Below are 17,968 nucleotides of genomic sequence, written 5' to 3' on the forward strand. Positions count from 1 at the left end.
TTTTGCATGGATTAAGCTACAGCATATTAGCATGAGCGAACCTTGGTTCACTAGCATTATTGTACAGATGTATTGTACTAAACAGTAACAGAATACGAATGTTTAGATATCGAAATTACCGAAGCATTTCTAGGCTTTATCGTAGCAGAGCGATCAATATGAAAAATCAATATTTTCAGTGTCACTACTCATGTAAAACTCAAGTCAGTCGTTGGCTTGTTCAATGTGCATCTGCCAAATGTTGTAGCATCATTTTAGGAAAATCGGTAATTAATCCATCAATGCCACAGTCACGTAAATGTTTGGCGCGTTCGATGTCATTCACTGTCCAAACACTAATGGCTAAATTCGCTAGTTGTGTGGCTTTTAACAAGTCATCGGTTGCCAGTTGGTTCATCCAGCCGATTTGGCAACAGTCGTATTTGAGCGCTTGTTCAATCGCAAGTTGTTGAATATCGTCTTCAATCAATAAGCCACGTTTAAATGTTGAATGTTGATCTAGGAGTGCTTGTAGGATTTTAAGATCAAAACTAGTGATGACCGCAGTACGTTCAAAGCCTCTAAGTTGATGTGTTAAATGTTGCGTCAGTCGCTCAGCTTCAGCTTGTGTTTCTACAGCTTTGACTTCAACTTCAAGGTGTTCAAAGTCCTGCATAATCTGGAGTGCTTGTCGTAGTGTTGGGGTACTTTGCTTTTCCCAGTCTAGCCAAATATGTGCTTGGTTATAGCTATCGAGTTGTGTGCTGTTTAATGGGTAGAGTGCTTGGTCGATACCGGTGGTTCGGAGCATGTTGTCATCATGCATAATGATCAGCTCATGGTCGTTGAGCTGACGAACATCAAATTCGACCGCACGTATGCCTAGATCATGAATATATTGAAAACCACCGAGTGTATTTTCTGGGGCTTCGCCACGTGCACCACGATGTCCGATGATTCTCATATTGAACCTGATTTATATACGCCTTTCGCGTGATTGTAGCGCTAAAAACATCGGATTGGGATCGATTCTAAGGTGGAGATATCAGATATACGTAAATGCGATTCGTAATGGTTTTCGGCAGAATTGAATTTGAATAAAATTTTTCTGTGATATTCACTATAACTGATCGTATTTGATGAGTTTTACAATTAGCAAATGGTTTTGGTTTCTTTTCCCAAAAGAAAAGTAACATTAACAATGTCTTCCAGTGAATTGATCACAGGAAGACTCTGAAAAAAATCTATTTCGTTCTAAATACTTAGAATTGTTTAAATAGTTTCATTGATATTTTTTTGCCAAAGTACTTCCGAGCCACCTTCAGCACGCTGTAAAGCACGCGATGTGACAAAAAGCCAATCCGATAAGCGGTTGAGCAACTGTAGTGCGGTGCTTTGAATATTTTGATCACGCGTGTGCACTGACATTAAGCTACGTTCAGCTCGGCGACATACCGCGCGTGCTTGGTGTGCATAGCTACATGCTAAAGAACCCGAAGGTAAGATAAATTCTTTCAGCATGGGTAAGTCTTCATTCATACGGTCAATTTCTTGTTCAAGAAACTCAATACAAACTGGTTGGAGCAAATGATAGTTTGGAATACAGACTTCACCGCCTAAGTCGAAAAGCCAGTGCTGAATCAGGCTTAAGCTTTTATCCCATGTTGCTTTGTCTGTGATTTGACTTGCAGTAATTTGAGCACGAAGTACACCAATGGTTGAATTGAGTTCATCCACATCACCAAGTGCGGTAATTCTTAGATCATCTTTAGTGACACGTGATCCATCACCCAGACCTGTGGTGCCTGAGTCGCCAGTACGGGTATAAATTTTACTTAAACGGTGGCCCATAATTTGTCCTGCCTAAAGAATGAAAAAAAGGATAATGCCGGTCAAAACATTATCCATAAACTGCGCTGTTTTAAATTGTTTTTTGAGTCTTTACATTAAATTAATAACGGAAAGTGACTCCTACAGAGGCTTGACGGCCGCCATTCATATAGTAATAACCACGGTCTTGATATGCAGTTTTATATTCAACATCACCAATATTTTGAATATTCGTGAAGAGTTTTACATATGGATTTACATTCCAAAATGCGTTGATATCAATGGTTGCATAACCTGGAGTGCTATAGTTCTTATTCCATTCTTTGGCTTTAGATTTAGCAACTAATGAAGCACTAATGCCATAAACTTCGTTTTGTAAACCAGTCGTTAAGGTGAATCCTTGGCGAGGTCGACGTTTTAGGTCTTCATTGGTTTCTTCATTTTGAGCTTTAACATAGCTATAGGTTGCTTTCGTAAACAAATCATCTTGTTGCCAACCTAGATATAGCTCGCCACCTTGATAAGTTGCCTCTTGAATATTGGTTAGTAAACCATTTGAACCAGATGCAATTAAGTCATCTACTTTAGTGTAATAAGTAGATAAACCTGTTTGGAAACCGTAAGCCAAAACCTGATCAAGACCAATTTCATAGGAGGTGCTTTCTTCAGGATCTAGGTTAGGATTACCATTCCATGAATTATAGAGTTCATTTAACGTTGGTGATTTAAAAGCAGTGCCAATATTTGCATAAATACTTGTGTTGGTGAGTAATTGATAACGTGCCGCCATTTGGCCTACTGTATGTGAACCATATTTTTCGTTATCTTCAAGGCGAATACCGACTTGAGTATTTAGTTTTGAGCCGTTGTATTGATGTTGAGCATAGTAACCAGTTGAATCTACATCTTCATTATAAGGCGTACCATAAGATAAGATGTCGCCTTCAAGTTTGCGATGGGTAATCCCAGAAATAATAGATTGGCTAGGAGTGAAGTTCCATTTGCCATAAAGTTCAGCTTCTTGTGTCTTACTATGGACGTAGTCTGTTGAATCTTTTTGATCAACTTCATCATTAAATTGAGATAAACGTGTGTTGAGTTCAAATTGATCCGTTACATTTAAACGGCTACGCAGATTGATGATCTCATTTTCAAAATCTTGTTTTAGTAACGTACCATCAAAGGTATAAGCATCGTATAAACTTGTACCTTTATTACTGCTGTAATCTACTGATACAGCATAGTCTTCTTTTTCGACGCCTAATTTGGTACTAAAGCCTTTTTGATCGAAAGATGCAGTATCAGTTTTATTGGTTTTTTGATTCGTCACTTTAGTTGCATCTGATTCAAGGCGTTGACCACGAACTTGTGCATAAAAACCATTTTCTGCTAAGTCTGCACCTATTACAGATTTATAAGTGCTGTGCTCACCCATTTCTCCTGTAATAAAAGCGCCTGTTTTTTCTGGTGTTTTAGATACAAGTTGAATTACACCGCCAATCGCATCGGTACCATATAAGACGGATGCTGGACCTTTGAGAACTTCAATTTGTTTAATGTCAGTAGTATCTAAAAATGCAAGACTTGCAGTACCTGAAGAAGCATTATTTAAACGAACACCATCACGTAAAATTAAGGTGTGATCTGATTCAGTTCCACGTAAGTAGATATCTGCAAGCTGCCCCATACCACCGCTTTGCACCATATTGATCGCGGCATCTGTTTTTAATAGATCAGGTAAAGATGCAATTGGCGATTGTTCTACAATCTGTGGTTCAATAATTGAGATACGTGCTGGTACGTCTTTAATCTTTTCTTCAGAACGTGTTGCAGTGACAACTAGTGTATCTAAAGACGCATTAATGCTGTCTTGTGCAGATGCAGAAACGGAGAAACCCATCGCAATAGCGATTGCGCCCACTAAAGCTGTAGGCTGAAATAAATTTGGCATGCTGGCTCCATACATTCACCCCCCGTGAATGATTGAGTTAAATGGCGCAATAAGCAGGTCTCCGGACTTAAATATAAATATTGCGAACAATATTGGTATATCCATCTTCCCACACGAGTGCAGTGATGTAAGTGCAAACACTTATAAAGATATACGTTTCGTTTTACCGTTGCGGGGGCAGTGTTGGATTTGCACCAACTTCCCTAAAGCATAAATGCTCAGACTTATTGCATTTGGGCGCAGTATACGGTTTGTATGCGAATTAAACAATCGATGTAAAGATTTTTCAGGATGAACTTTACGCAAGGTGAAAAAATTGCATTACAATGATTCGCCCAGATATTTATAGATCATCTATAAATAGGGCTGAGCCAGAGTCATAAATATGCGAACCCGTGCCAAAATTTGTGGAATTACCCGTAGCCAAGATATTGATGCTGTGGTCAAAGCAGGGGCAGATGCAATTGGTTTTGTATTTTTCCCACCTAGTCCACGTTATGTTAGTGTGGATCAAGCCAAAGAACTCATTCAACATGTTCCTGCTTATGTTCAAACGGTGGGATTGTTTGTAAATGCGACTGCGGATGAGATTGCGGATGTGCTAAAACAAGTTGCACTGGATATCATTCAGTTTCATGGTGATGAAACACCAGCGGACTGTCAGATGATTGCTACACAAGTCGGGCGTCGTTGGTATAAAGCCATTCAAGTGAAACCTGAACTGGATGTGGTCACAGAAGTGAAACGCTATCAACAGGCAGGGGCAAGTGCAGTACTCTTAGATGCATGGCATCCTGAATTAAAAGGGGGAACAGGACATAGTTTTGACTGGTCACAATTCCCTAAGCTCGATATTCCTTTAATTTTAGCGGGTGGTTTAACCCCAACTAATGTTGAAGACGCTATAAAGACGACTGGGGCTTATGCTGTAGATGTCAGCGGAGGCGTCGAATCCGCTAAAGGTATAAAAGACCAACAACTTATAGAAAACTTCATGCAAGGAGTCCATCGTGGATCAGCAAAGTAATGTGATTGACTATACCCAATACCCAGATGAACGTGGGCATTTCGGTATCCATGGCGGACGTTTTGTGTCAGAAACTCTAATGGCAGCATTAGAAGACTTAGAAAAGCTCTATTTCCGTATGAAGGATGATGAGCAGTTTCTGGCAGAATTCGACCGTGACCTCGCCTACTATGTAGGTCGTCCTAGTCCTTTATATTATGCTGAGCGATGGTCGAAAGAGTTGGGTGGTGCGCAAATTTACTTAAAACGTGAAGACCTGAATCATACAGGTTCGCATAAAGTGAATAACACCATTGGTCAGGCTTTATTGGCAAAACTGTCAGGTAAAAAACGAATTATCGCTGAAACTGGCGCAGGACAACATGGTGTTGCAACAGCGACAATTGCAGCACGTTTAGGTCTTGAGTGTGTGGTGTTCATGGGTGCGGAAGATGTAAAACGTCAAGCTATGAACGTGTATCGTATGCGTTTATTGGGTGCTACGGTTGTGCCTGTGGAAAGTGGCTCTAAAACATTGAAAGATGCCATGAACGAAGCCATGCGTGATTGGGTGACCAATGTTGATTCAACTTACTATGTGATTGGTACTGTTGCAGGGCCACATCCATATCCACAATTGGTTCGTGACTTCCAATCGATTATTGGTCGTGAAGCACGTAAACAAATTCAAGAGCAAGCAGGGCGTTTACCTGATGCTTTAGTGGCATGTGTGGGTGGTGGTTCAAATGCAATGGGCTTGTTCTATCCATTCTTAAATGATGCCGATGTCAAAATGTATGGTGTTGAAGCCGCAGGTTATGGCATTGAAACGGGCAAACATTCTGCACCGTTAAATGCAGGTCATGTCGGTGTATTACATGGTAACCGTACGTATTTAATGTCGGATGAACAAGGTCAAATCATTGAAACTCATTCAATTTCCGCGGGTTTAGATTATCCAGGTGTAGGCCCTGAACATAGCTTCTTAAAAGATATGCACCGCGTGGATTATGTGCCAATCAATGACAATGAAGCTTTACAAGGTTTCCGTGATTTGACTCATATTGAAGGGATTATTCCGGCATTGGAAAGTTCTCATGCGATGGCTTATGTCACTAAACTTGCGCCAACGATGTCTAAAGACCAAATTATTATTGCGACGGTTTCAGGCCGTGGTGATAAGGACTTAATGACTGTGGCACGTATTGATGGCGTGGAAATGGTTGAGATGTAATTTTCCTCTGATGTGAAACCTCTCTCTGTGGAGAAGGTTATACAATATTAAAATCGTGCTGAATTACTTCAGCACGATTTTTTTTGAAATAGAAGTTTATCCAAAACATGAATAAGGAAAGGCGACATGGATGTCGCCTGTTGAGCAGCCTTACAGGGATGTAATGTCTGCTCAATAAGATGATTTTGTTACTTTTGCCGAAACAAAAGTAAGATATTTCCTAGCAATAAAAACTCTGGTCAAATCTATCTTATTGGTTGTAACGTTATTTACATTTTGACGGAGTCTTGCTGTTTAAACCTCAAATGTAATGAGTTCATAGTGTTACTTTGGATAAGCCCAAAGTAACCAAAGGCATTGTCATTCGCAAAACTCGTCCTATACTTTCATGTGATTAATATCGTTGCAAAAAAAATTCTCTCGAAGTGTGGTCTACCTCGAACAATTGCGAATGTCGTTTCCGTGAATCGCATGTTAGCTTTAATAATGTCTCAAAAGAAAGGAAATAGAATGCCCAGCCTATTTATGGTCATGCTTGGTGGTCGTCATGCCCGCGCCAATACCGAAGTTCATGATGTTGTATTTGCAGTCGCTGACAGTTTAGAAGAGAGTTACCCGCAACTTAAAAATGCATGGTTTGGTGAACAAAAAGGCTTACATATTGATGCTTGGATGCAAGTGAATGGTATTGAATGTCGAGGGAAAAAATACCAAATACAGTTTAGTGATGCCCAGCCTCAAGTCACAGATGCAAAACTGTGGCTCATCAATTTAGGTGGTTATGACGCACGTGAATTTGGGGAGTTACATCGTTATGTACTCGTCGTTGCGCCGCATGCCGCGGAAGCTAAACAACTTGGCAAACAATATTTTGATCAAAAATGGCAAAAGCAACATACTGACCGTGTTTTAGACGTTGATGACTGTATTGCGATTGATTGTGTATATGGGCGTTATGTGGTTTTGGTTGAAGCTGAGTTTGATGCAAACATCTGGGAAAATACATATCTGATGTTAAATTAAGGTTGGATCATTCTTAATTTTTAAGTGGTGTCTTCAAATGAAAGAGAGTAGGTTTAGCGAACAATTTGATGAAAAAACAAACTAAAGACTTTTCACCTTTAAAATTATAGGCATAATAGGCTTAGGGATATTAATTAACTTTTGCTTAAGGATAAAGCATCAATGGATTTGATTCAGTCCAACGGACAACCACATTATGGTCGGTTTAGCGAACTTCCAAAAACCATTGATTTAAATAAGTATCAGTATAAAACCCCATATGGTGAAGTACTTACGGGATGGCGGAAAAAGCTGAAATATAAGAAATTTAAGTTTTGTAGCATTCAACATGAGCATTACACCATTGGCTTAGCGATTGCTGATATTGCTTGGGCTGGGCATGGTTTCGTTTATATTTACGATCATCTCAAAAAAGAAGTACTTGAATGGAACGCCGTGAATTTTCTAGCGCGTAAAACCGTATTAGATGAACAGCCTTTGTATAACCAAAGTGTGTTTGCAAATTCACCGTTTCAAATTGAAATTCAGCATGCCAATGGTGTGCGCTATGTTCAAGTCACCAAGTATGGTGAAATTAAGCTGAGCGCCCGTATTTTCTGCGCAGGTACTGATCCATTGAGTATGTGTAGTCCAACAGGGATTAATGGTTGGACTTATACTCAAAAATTGACCACCTTAGCGTGTGAGGGTTTTTTTACCAACAAAGCAGGGCAGATCATTCAGTTTAATGAGCGGACCTTGGCTGCGCTAGATGATACCTGTGGTTTCCTCCGACCGGAAACAGCTTGGTTTTGGCTTTCTTGTAGTTTTTGGGATGCACAGGGTAAGCGTATTGGTCTGAACTTAGCCTCTGGTGTGAATGAAAGTTTTGGTAATGAAAACTGTCTGTGGGTGAATGGAAAGCTCTATACCGTGAGTGATGTTCTGTTCCAAATGGAAGAAGAAGGGCGTTGGAGCATTCGCTCGCTAGATGAACGCTTAAATTTAACAGTGACCACGGGGTGGTGCCGTTTTGAAAATCTAAATTTGCGTCTCGTGGGCAGTCAGTTTAGTCAGTGGCAAGCCAAAATTAGCGGTACGATTCAGCAGGGTGATCAAGAGATTGTATTGCTAAATGAATATGGACTGCTCGAACAGCACTATGCAAAGTGGTAAAAAGACCTGTGATAAAAAAAACCGGCATCATGCCGGTTTTTCTTTTGCCTTTATTTATTAAAGCGACTAATTTGCTCCAATGCTGCTTGAACATGAGCATAGTTTGGCTCTTGATCTGACATTGGCTGATTCTTTTTGTCTAAGATTTCGAACTGCCCAACAGCCCCTACTTCTAAGATGTTTTTAGGGGTAACAATGCCATATTTACTATAGCTTGAGGTTAAAATCCAATTACGTTGAATTTGTGGTCCCAACAAATCTTCACCCACTGAATAGTCGTGAATTTTTGTGGTCACACCCAAATAGTTCTTCATGAGGGTTGGAATAATATCTTGATGGCTAGTTAAAACTTGGTTATTCCATAGTTTATCAGCTTGAATCTTCGGACCAATGATTGCAAAGGGAACTTTGACTTGAGGGTCGGTAAAGTTACCATTATGTCCCCAGAAGTTTTGAAGATTATCATTCACCTCTTGTCCGTGGTCGCCGGTAATGATGACCAATGTGTTTTCTGCATCACCCGTTTCTTTTAGTTTATCTAAAACCTGTTTCACAATGCTGTCGACATAATGCACACTGGTTTTATAACGATTCATCATTAATGAACGATCAGAATCATTACTTAACTTGAGATAATTAACCTCATCCAGCATAGGTTTGTACTGGTGTGGATAGTCTTTAGGGAAGCTGTATCCGTGTGGGGAGTCGTAAAATAAAAATGAAAAGGTCGGTTTGTTTCGATCTCTTTTTTCATACCACTTTAACCAATCCTGCGTTAGTTCTTCATCTATACCCCCCGCCACTTTGCCAGAAGAACCAATACGTAAATTTGGCACTTTTGAAAACGCGGTTTCGTGGAATTCAGGGTTGGTTAATTTGGCAGCAGCAAATAAACCGAGTTGATAATTCAGTGCTTGCAAACGGTCAATAAATACTGGACTTTGGCGGTTCACAATCATGCCATGCCAGTAAGTACCAGGAATACCATAAAACATGCCGAAAATACCTGTGCGTGTGGCATTTCCTGTTGAATAGTGTTGATTAAAAATCTTTCCGTTCTGCGCATAACTCCACAAGTTTGGTGAGTTATCTGCATTAAATGTATCTGCACGCCAAGAATCAATCACGATAAACATAATATTGGTGGGTTGCTTTGGAGCTTCTCCAACAATCGGCGTCAGCGGATAATTCAGGTCACTTTTACGTTCTAAAGACATAGCCTTTTGTTTTTCTAAAGCTTCTTCATCAATCCAGCCGTATTTTTTCATGGTTTTATTCGAGGTCATCGGATAAAACATTGGTAAATAGCGTTGTGTCATGGTCACAGGCTGATACACATGTGCCGCTGCCCAAACATGGATACCATTACTTAAAAGTAACGTGACAAACACTAAGCCTGTAAACTTTTTACCAATGCTCCATGAAAACGTGGGTAATTTTTTCTCTAAGAATCGAATGAAGTAAAATTGTGCCGCAAAAATACAGGTAATCGCAGCAATGACCATCAGCCATGTTGAGAGTGAGAAACTCACAACCTGACCTGACATCACCAGTTCCAACATGACAGTATTGATGTGGAAACGGTACTGTGCATAAACAAAGGTATCTATGATCAGTGCAATGAGTGCCAAGCTAGCAATACTTGCTTGCGTAATATGACGTAGCGTATTGGGTAGAAATAAGCTCGGAATCAAGATCAAGCCAATCAGGGACGCAAGCACAGTCATGTGCGAGAATGTTCCAGTAAATAAGAAACTGAATCCCAGTAAATCTGTTGGAAACTCAGATAAATACAGGAAATATCTGCAAGCAATGAGCATCGAAATCACTGCATTGACCATGATCAGATAACCAAGAACGCGGAGTTTGAATTTAAACGACATTTTTAACTTCGGATGTAATTGGACATACAAATTCAACTTCATATGCCCATGTTTTAAGATGGGCGTATGATACCTAAACTCATCCAAAGTGTATATTTGTTGCGCTTACTGAATTATTTCCCAGCTTGCCAAAAAGCTTCACCTGCTAAAATTGGGTCATGACTTTCTGCTAGGGTGTCCATCCAAACATCGTACTGTGCAATCACAGGATGTTGATTGGGATGAAAGTCTTTCTTAAACCAATCGAGATATTGACCACGCATCCGAGACAGTATCCCTTTTTTCCCAAAGAACCAGGGCAGTCCTTTACGCATCATTTGCAAGCGTTGAATACGGCTAAAGCCATCATGCTTGAGCATGACATCTGCACGATAGGTGGTGAAACCAAACATCATCACCGTGGTAAAGGCCAATGCAAATAGACGCGTTGTTTCGGGTACATGTCCGACTTGTTTCATCACATCAAACGCCACATCACGGTGTTCCATTTCTTCAATGGCATGCCATGCAAATAAAGCACGCACATAAGGATGAGCCTCAGCCAACGTGGCTTTATGGCTATAAAAAGTCTCGGCCATCAGTGCAGTTAAATGCTCTGCCGCAGCCGTCATGGCAATGTTGTACTGCGGCGAGCGTTTGCTTAATTCGAACTTGAAGATTTTATTTAAACGCTGAATAAACTGATCGACAGGCATGCCTTGTTCTCGCATGACCTGATTCATTTTGTCGTGGGCAATGCCATGCTGTGCTTCCTGTTTAATAAAATCACTGACACGAGCCGCTAAGCTTGGTTCTGTAATTTGGTCCCTAAACAAACGCACGCTTTGAATAAAATAGCGTTCTCCATCGGGGAAAGTGAGGCTGAGTGCATCGAACATGCGCGTCCGAAATGGGTCACCGCCAAACCAAAAACAGGGCACTTCATCGAGCTTAAAATTAAGTTGGGTTCGCACAATCGGTTCAACAGGCGCTTTAACAATGGCATTCATTTTGTTTTACTTCATTTGCCTTGGATGATTGCAGTATGTCGGAGAAAATGCAGTTTGTTTTGACAGATATTGCCATTTTTTATACATTTTACGCCAATGTGAAAATATCGCATGTCAAATAGCGGGTTGGCCGTCATGCAAGAATTACAAATCCCCAATGGTTATTTTCAGCTCTGGAACATGTACCTCATAGAGCAAGGAATTGATTTTCATCAACTCGGTTTTTTAGAGCAATATCAGTATGAACTGGAGCATGTATTACAACTGCCAATAGATACCCAATCGCCATTTTCGTTCTTTCAAACGATTTTACAACTGACGCGAGAACAGTTGGATTGCCCTCAGTTGATTATGGAGATGGCAAAATTTATTCAACCTGAGCATTTTGGTGTTTTGGGCTATATGGCCACACGCAGTAATAGCGTGGCTGAAGCATTGAGTTATGTGATGCGTTTTAGTCGTTTGGTGATTGATGGTGCAGAAGTTAGTCCCATGCAGATGCAGCAAAGGGGCAATGAGATTTGGCTGACTTGGCCTTTTCTCAATGATAAATATGCTTCACTGAATGAAATGACCATGGCATCCATTGTGTATTTGGCCAAGAAAATTTTCCCCGATCAATTACAATTCTTAAAAATCCAAATGGCGCATCCAGCCCAGATGGCACAGTATCATTATCAAAAATTTTATGGCTGTGAAGTGAGCTTTAATCAAGGCTTCTATGCCTATGTGATGAGTGCGGACAGTCTGGCGTTAAAATCGGGCTTTGCTGATCCTTCTTTAACGCAGCTTTTACTGAAACAAGCAGAAGTTGCAATCGCACTCAAGCCTCGTTATGAAAGCGTATTACAACAGATTCATAGCGCCGTGGCCGATTATCTTAAAGCGCATGCAGAAGCCCCTAAAATTGAACAGATTGCTAATGAATTACACTTGTCAACGCGGACCTTACAACGCCAGTTGCAAGACTGGGATAGTTCATTTCAGCGAGTACTTGAGTCAGAGCGCATGAAGCGATGTGAATATCTCTTACAACAAGGTTTGAGTTTAACTGAAATCGCCTTACAACTCGGCTATTCGGGACAGTCTGCTTTAGCGCGTGCCTATAAACAGCACAGTGGACAGACCTTATTGCAGTTGAAACGACAACTGAAATAACAGCAGGCATAAAAAAGCGCCTTTTGGAAGGCGCTGAAATGTATGTAATGATCAGGCTGATTTCAGTCGTGGAAAACGGAATGCAATCGCAAGGATGGCAAAGATCGCCAGTATCCAACAGTAGTAAATGCTGCCGATGAGTTCAACTGGCGAAAGCTTTGCAATTGAGCAGGCCAATAGAAGCTGTGCTCCATAGGGAATAAGTCCTTGTACAACACATGAAAAGATGTCGAGCAAAGCGGCTGCACGTTTGGGGTCTACGCCATATTCTTTAGCGACTTCACGCGCCATATCGCCCGATAAAATAATCGCTACAGTGTTGTTGGCCACAAAAATGTTGGAAAACACCACTAAAAAGCTCAATCCGATTTCACCTGCGCGCTCACGACCAACTTTAAATAAACGGGTTAGGCTGTAAATACGTTGAATAAGCCAGTCGAGTCCACCTTCTTTTTGCATAATGGTCGAAAGACCGCCCAAGAACATCGACAGTAACGCGACTTCAAACATACCGACAAAACCATCGTAGATGGCTGTGTTGAGTTGAATGACCGTAAATTCTGGCTGTGTAATCAGTCCCATCACCCCAGAGAGCACTACACCGACTGTAAGTACCGCAAGCACGTGTAAACGACTGAATGCGAGGAAAAACACCACCACATAGGGCAATACTAGCCAAGGGGTAAAGTCTTTGGATTGAATGGTTTCGGTTTGGTGAATACTAAAGACATAAATCGCGATTGTGATTAAAGCCGCAGGTACTGCAATCCAGACATTGACGCGAAACTTGTCTCGAAGCTGAACGTTTTGACTGGTGGTAGCTGCAATGGTGGTATCCGAAATCATTGAAAGATTGTCACCAAACATCGCACCGCCTACGACCGCACCTATGGCATAGACTGCGGCAATATCGGTGGCTTGAGAGAAACCAAAGGCAATGGGGGCGCAGGCTGCAATGGTGCCCATTGAGGTGCCCATTGCTGTTGCAATGAACGCTGAAATAATAAATAGCATTGGTAACACAAAGGCTGGTGGAATCGCAGACAAGCCCATTTGTACTGTGGCATCGACACTACCAATGGCGCTGGTGGTACTGGCAAATGCGCCTGCCAGCATGAACACCATGAACATCAAGATGAGGTTTGGATGACTTGCACCGCGCAGAAAGGTTTCGATGCCTTGATTCAGCTCACCGCGATAAATCAATACCGCCAAAATAATGGCAGGAATGGCCGCAACAGGCGCTTTCGTTTGATAGAACGCAAACTCGGTTCCAATCACAGAATGGTAAATACCACTGCCTAAGAAAATGGCTAAAAAAACAATAAGCGGTAACAGCGCAAGCGCACGTGCTTGCACTAAACCTGAGTTATCGGTGGTCATAGGAGATAGGGAAATGAAAGAATGTGCGTAGTATAATGCAGGTTTTGCTATTTCATAAAACTTTAAATGTAAAAGCTAAGCCATCTATTTTTATCATTTTTTTGCAAATAAAAATAAGTTTATCTAAAACTTAGACATTTTGGTATTTCCTAAAATTAGGCATCTTTGATCATTGAGAAAAAAACCGAAATATCAGTAAATGGTGCTTTACGGTTGTTCTGAAAATATTTGACGAAAAATGAATTGGAACGCGAACGCGATGTGCTCTATTCAATGAGTAAAAAATAGCGTTACAATGCAGCGTCTTGTATTTTTACAAAGCCAACTCCTCAGTAGTTTTAATTTTAAACAAGTTAAGGAAAGCACAACCCTATGTCACGTTTAGCCACTCGTTTTGGACAGCTTAAATCTCAACAGCGTAAAGCTTTGGTTTCTTATGTTATGGCTGGTGACCCTCATCCACAGGTAACAGTTCCTTTGTTACATCAGATGGTCGAGGCGGGTGTGGATGTGATTGAACTCGGTCTTCCATTTTCAGACCCTATGGCAGATGGTCCTGTGATTGCCCTTGCAGCAGAACGTGCATTGGCAGGTGGCACCAATACCTTAGATGCTTTGAATATGGTCAAAGAGTTCCGTCAAAAGGATCAAGAGACCCCAGTCGTATTGATGGGCTATCTGAATCCAGTTGAAGTCATTGGTTATGAAAAGTTTGTATCGACTGCGCATGCATGTGGTGTCGATGGCATTCTACTGGTGGACTTACCACCAGAAGAAGCAGCAGAGCTTGATGTTGTATTGAAGCAATTTGATATGGATCAAATCTTTTTACTAGCGCCAACCTCAACGGACGAACGCATTAAACATGTGGTGAAACAGGCGAGTGGTTTCATCTATTACGTGTCTTTAAAAGGGGTCACAGGTGCAGCAACTTTAGACGTTGCTGAAGCTGCAAACCGAATTGCGAAAATTAAAGCAGAAACAGATATTCCTGTCGGTGTTGGTTTTGGGATCAGTGATGCGACATCTGCCAAAGCAATGGGCGGAGTGGCTGATGCTGTGATTGTTGGTAGTGCTTTTGTTAAGCAATTTGCAAGCTTAGCACCAGAACAAGCCGTGGTTGAAACGGTTAATAAAGTCAAGGAGCTTCGAGCAGCGCTCGATGAGTTAGTATGAGTCAAGATGTTAAATCAGGGAAAATCCTAAGCCCATCGACGCCATGGACTGAACGTGGTGTACCCGGTATTCAAGTACCTGATGAGCAAACCTCACTCAAGGCGACGTTTACAGAACCAACGATTGAATGCCCTGAGTGCCATGCACTTGTTACACGTACTGCAATGTCATTTAACGCGTATGTTTGCCCTCAGTGTGATGAACATTTGCGTATGAAAGCCCGTGATCGTTTGAATTGGTTCTTTGACCAAGTGCAAACAGAGTTGGGACAAGAATTTAAAGCCAAAGATCCGTTGAAATTTGTCGACTCAAAGCCATATCCAGCGCGTATGAGTGAAGCACAGACCAAAACAGGTGAAACTGAAGCCTTGGTGGTGATGCAAGGTTTACTTAAAGGTATTCCTTTGGTTGCCTGTGCCTTTGAATTTGACTTCATGGGTGGTTCAATGGGTACGGTTGTTGGTGACCGTTTTGTGCAAGCGGCTGAAAAAGCCATTGCGGACAAACAACCTCTGATTTGCTTTGCTGCTTCGGGCGGTGCACGTATGCAAGAAGGCATGTTGTCTTTGATGCAAATGGCGCGTACATCAGCAGCCATCCAAAAAATGAAAGACGCGGGTCTGCCATATTTGGTGGTGTTGACGCATCCTGTTTATGGTGGTGTAACGGCATCTTTAGCGATGCTCGGTGATGTACATATTGCAGAGCCGAAAGCGATGATTGGTTTTGCTGGTAAACGCGTGATTGAACAAACGGTACGTGAAAAGCTAGAAGAGCCGTTCCAGCGTGCGGAATACTTGCTTGATCATGGTGTAATCGATCAAATTGTTCACCGTCACGCATTACGTGATACAGTTTATCGTATTGTCGCGAAACTGATGAATTTGTCTTGAACACAGCACCACTTGCAACAGACTCTTTAGAAACATGGCTCGATTATTGGGGCCATGTTCACGTTACGGGGATTGATTTAGGATTGGAACGGGTCATTCCTGTAGCTGAAAAGCTCGGTGTGACGCGTCCCGATGCTAAAGTTTTAACCGTAGCGGGAACCAATGGAAAAGGTTCGACCACCACCACACTGGCTGCCATTTTAAATGCGCAAGGCTATAAGGTGGGACTGTATCAGTCACCACATATTTACCGTTTTAATGAACGGGTTAAATTGCGTGGTGTAGAGGTCGATAACCAAAGCTTGGTCAATGCTTTTGTACAAGTGGATCAAGCGCGCCGTGATTGTGATTTAAGCCTCTCGTTTTTTGAGGCGACTACACTCGCGGCTTTTGTCATTTTTAAAGACCAAGCATGTGATGTTTGGGTGCTTGAAGTGGGTCTAGGTGGTCGCTTAGATGTGGTCAATGTAATTGAACCCGATGTTGCGGTGATTACCAATATTGGTTTAGACCATACCGACTGGTTGGGCGATACCATTGAAAAGATTGCTTTTGAAAAGGCAGGTATTATCCGTCCCAATATTCCTGTGGTGTTTGGCGGCTTACAACAAATCCCTCAAGCGATTATCGATAAAGCGGATGCTTGTGCTGCAAAACTTTATGCAGTGAATCGTGACTATTTTTATCAACGCAGTGAGCATGGTCAGTCGTGGATGTTTGCATCCTCTGGTACAACCTTAAAATTACCGCAGGGTGCACTCGCTGTTGAAAATATTTCAACAGCCGTTGCTGCTGTTTTATTGAGTGGTTTAACGGTTACTCAAGTGGCTATTTCTGAAGGAATTCAAAACGCAAAATTGCAAGGTCGTTTTGAAATTCGCCAAATACAGAACAAAACAGTGATTTTTGATGCAGGGCATAACCCGCATGGTGTTGCTTTTTTATTAAATCAATTGCGAAATTTCCTAAAATACAATAAACAGTACACTGAAGTAGTCAGTGTTTTCTCGATGTTGGCAGATAAAGATGTGAAATCTGTCACAGAGTTATTGAAAGACTCCATACAAACGTGGAAAATTGCGGCATTAACGGTCCCGCGTGCAGCTCCAATTGAACAATTGGATCAAGCGCTGCAAGGGCAACATGTGCAGCACTTTGACAGTGTGAAATTGGCTTTTAAATCAGCGCTCGACGAAACAAAGAATAATCAGCTGATTTTGGTATGTGGTTCATTTCATACCTTAGAAGCGGTATGGGAGTATTTGGAAGAATGTCAATGAATAGCAAACAACGTTGGATGGGTGGCGTTGTTTTATTAGGTGGTGGTGTCCTTTTGGCGGCATTACTGCTTAAAGGCAAAGAAGAAATACATCAAAATAATATTAAAACACCAGAGCTAGTCACACAAAATGTGCAACGTAATGCCGAAGGTGAGTTGGTTCAACTTCAGCCGTTAACGGTTGATGTCGAAACAGAAAAGCGTTTGCTGGAACAACAACGTGTAGCACGTGAAAAATCGGTTGCTGAACAAGAAGCTCGTGCGGCCGAATTTTTAGCAATGCAACAGCAAGCCGAAGCAGATGCTGCACGTAAAGCAGCGGAAGAATATGCCGCGTTGAATGCGCACCGTAATGCTGCACAGCAAAGCTCGGACAACATTCCACCAGAATTGGTTGAAGATGAAAAAGCCAAGCAACAGCGAATTGCTACGGACAAAGCGGCTGAAGTAAAGAAGTTGGAACAGCAAAAGCTGCAAGCGCGTACTGAAGCTGAAAAAGCAGTGGCTGCAAAAAAACTGGCTGAGCAAAAAGCCTTAGCAGAAAAGCAAGCACTTGAAGATAAAGCTAAGCGAGAAGCAGAGGCTAAACGTAAAGCAGAAGATGAGCGTAAGGCTGAAGCGAAAAAAGAAGCTGAACGTAAAGCAGATGCTGATAAAAAAGCGGAAGACAAACGTAAGGCAGATGAAAAGCGTAAAGCTGATGAAGCCAAGAAAAAGGCGGAAGCTGAGAAAGCGCGTGATTTGCTTGAACATGGCGATAAGCAATGGATGGTACAGGTGGCATTGGCTGCCAATGAAGCCAATGCGGATGCACTGGCTGCTAAGCTTCGTGCCAAGGGTTATAAGGTCACTAAAAGTCCAACCTCTAAAGGCGTACGGATTATGGTGGGGCCATCCAAAGACCGTGATACTGCCGATGCAGCCCGCAAGAAGATTACTTCAGATGCGAGCCTCGGCATGAAGTCCGCATGGGTGATTGACTGGGTGCCACTCGACAAACGCTAAGATCGGATTCAACCTAATTGCCTT

15 protein-coding genes and 1 riboswitch are annotated in these 17,968 nt (G+C 41.8%); of the genes, 9 read left to right on the forward strand and 6 right to left on the reverse strand.

Features of this window, described 5'->3' with window-relative positions; translation table 11 throughout:
• Positions 1 to 220: 220 nt before the first annotated feature.
• The 3 genes from ACSC9N_RS02935 to ACSC9N_RS02945 all read right to left on the reverse strand — a co-directional run bounded on the left by ACSC9N_RS02935 (position 221) and on the right by ACSC9N_RS02945 (position 3,760).
• A complete protein-coding gene (locus ACSC9N_RS02935; RefSeq protein WP_234954228.1) occupies positions 221 to 943 on the reverse strand; it encodes a glycerophosphodiester phosphodiesterase in 723 nt (240 codons plus the stop codon).
• A 308-nt stretch (positions 944 to 1,251) separates the two neighbouring features.
• Positions 1,252 to 1,830: a cob(I)yrinic acid a,c-diamide adenosyltransferase gene (locus tag ACSC9N_RS02940; protein WP_348958164.1), complete on the reverse strand. Its 579-nt coding sequence runs from the start codon at positions 1,828 to 1,830 to the stop codon at positions 1,252 to 1,254.
• 100 nt (positions 1,831 to 1,930) lie between these two features.
• Entirely contained in the window at positions 1,931 to 3,760 is a 1,830-nt protein-coding gene (locus ACSC9N_RS02945) for a TonB-dependent receptor plug domain-containing protein (RefSeq protein ID WP_348958166.1), read from the reverse strand.
• A gap of 35 nt (positions 3,761 to 3,795) precedes the next feature.
• Positions 3,796 to 4,003: riboswitch (cobalamin riboswitch) on the reverse strand.
• Positions 4,004 to 4,145: 142 nt separating this feature from the next.
• On the opposite strand from ACSC9N_RS02945, the gene ACSC9N_RS02950 reads away from it, so the two are divergent.
• The 4 genes from ACSC9N_RS02950 (at position 4,146) to ACSC9N_RS02965 (ending at position 8,178) form a co-directional block, all read left to right on the forward strand.
• Positions 4,146 to 4,787, forward strand: coding sequence for a phosphoribosylanthranilate isomerase (locus ACSC9N_RS02950; RefSeq protein ID WP_348958167.1), 642 nt, complete (start codon positions 4,146 to 4,148; stop codon positions 4,785 to 4,787).
• On the forward strand, positions 4,771 to 6,000 hold the full coding sequence (trpB, locus tag ACSC9N_RS02955; RefSeq protein ID WP_010327485.1) for a tryptophan synthase subunit beta: 1,230 nt from the start codon (positions 4,771 to 4,773) through the stop codon (positions 5,998 to 6,000). Before ACSC9N_RS02950 ends, trpB begins: the two co-directional genes overlap by 17 nt.
• 510 nt (positions 6,001 to 6,510) lie before the next feature.
• Positions 6,511 to 7,023, forward strand: coding sequence for a DUF1543 domain-containing protein (locus ACSC9N_RS02960; protein ID WP_004983617.1), 513 nt, complete (start codon positions 6,511 to 6,513; stop codon positions 7,021 to 7,023).
• Between the two features lie 162 nt (positions 7,024 to 7,185).
• Positions 7,186 to 8,178, forward strand: a complete 993-nt coding sequence (locus ACSC9N_RS02965; protein WP_308469516.1) for a DUF2804 domain-containing protein — start codon at positions 7,186 to 7,188, stop codon at positions 8,176 to 8,178.
• 50 nt (positions 8,179 to 8,228) lie between these two features.
• Here the strand turns inward: ACSC9N_RS02965 and ACSC9N_RS02970 are convergent, their stop codons facing one another.
• On the reverse strand, positions 8,229 to 10,061 hold the full coding sequence (locus ACSC9N_RS02970; RefSeq protein ID WP_171519360.1) for a DUF3413 domain-containing protein: 1,833 nt from the start codon (positions 10,059 to 10,061) through the stop codon (positions 8,229 to 8,231).
• A gap of 113 nt (positions 10,062 to 10,174) precedes the next feature.
• On the reverse strand, positions 10,175 to 11,050 hold the full coding sequence (locus ACSC9N_RS02975; protein WP_234954212.1) for a metal-dependent hydrolase: 876 nt from the start codon (positions 11,048 to 11,050) through the stop codon (positions 10,175 to 10,177).
• 135 nt (positions 11,051 to 11,185) lie between these two features.
• Between ACSC9N_RS02975 and ACSC9N_RS02980 the strand changes: the two genes are divergently transcribed.
• Positions 11,186 to 12,208, forward strand: a complete 1,023-nt coding sequence (locus ACSC9N_RS02980; protein ID WP_234954210.1) for an AraC family transcriptional regulator — start codon at positions 11,186 to 11,188, stop codon at positions 12,206 to 12,208.
• 51 nt (positions 12,209 to 12,259) lie between these two features.
• Here the strand turns inward: ACSC9N_RS02980 and ACSC9N_RS02985 are convergent, their stop codons facing one another.
• Positions 12,260 to 13,591, reverse strand: a complete 1,332-nt coding sequence (locus tag ACSC9N_RS02985) for a Na+/H+ antiporter NhaC family protein (protein ID WP_348958169.1) — start codon at positions 13,589 to 13,591, stop codon at positions 12,260 to 12,262.
• 372 nt (positions 13,592 to 13,963) lie between these two features.
• Between ACSC9N_RS02985 and trpA the strand changes: the two genes are divergently transcribed.
• Genes trpA through ACSC9N_RS03005 form a run of 4 tightly spaced genes read left to right on the forward strand, consistent with a single transcriptional unit; the run spans position 13,964 to position 17,944 of the window.
• The gene (gene trpA / locus ACSC9N_RS02990) at positions 13,964 to 14,767 is read left to right on the forward strand and encodes a tryptophan synthase subunit alpha (RefSeq protein ID WP_004983629.1); all 804 of its coding nucleotides are present in this window, start codon (positions 13,964 to 13,966) and stop codon (positions 14,765 to 14,767) included.
• The gene (gene accD / locus ACSC9N_RS02995; protein WP_004697788.1) at positions 14,764 to 15,660 is read left to right on the forward strand and encodes an acetyl-CoA carboxylase, carboxyltransferase subunit beta; all 897 of its coding nucleotides are present in this window, start codon (positions 14,764 to 14,766) and stop codon (positions 15,658 to 15,660) included. Before trpA ends, accD begins: the two co-directional genes overlap by 4 nt.
• Entirely contained in the window at positions 15,657 to 16,940 is a 1,284-nt protein-coding gene (gene folC / locus ACSC9N_RS03000) for a bifunctional tetrahydrofolate synthase/dihydrofolate synthase (protein ID WP_010327478.1), read from the forward strand. The genes accD and folC overlap by 4 nt, the downstream gene beginning before the upstream one ends.
• Positions 16,931 to 17,944: an SPOR domain-containing protein gene (locus tag ACSC9N_RS03005; protein WP_395475057.1), complete on the forward strand. Its 1,014-nt coding sequence runs from the start codon at positions 16,931 to 16,933 to the stop codon at positions 17,942 to 17,944. Before folC ends, ACSC9N_RS03005 begins: the two co-directional genes overlap by 10 nt.
• Positions 17,945 to 17,968 lie beyond the last annotated feature (24 nt).

Source organism: Acinetobacter sp. PC34, from assembly GCF_051789135.1.
GTDB classification, from domain to species: domain Bacteria; phylum Pseudomonadota; class Gammaproteobacteria; order Pseudomonadales; family Moraxellaceae; genus Acinetobacter; species Acinetobacter johnsonii.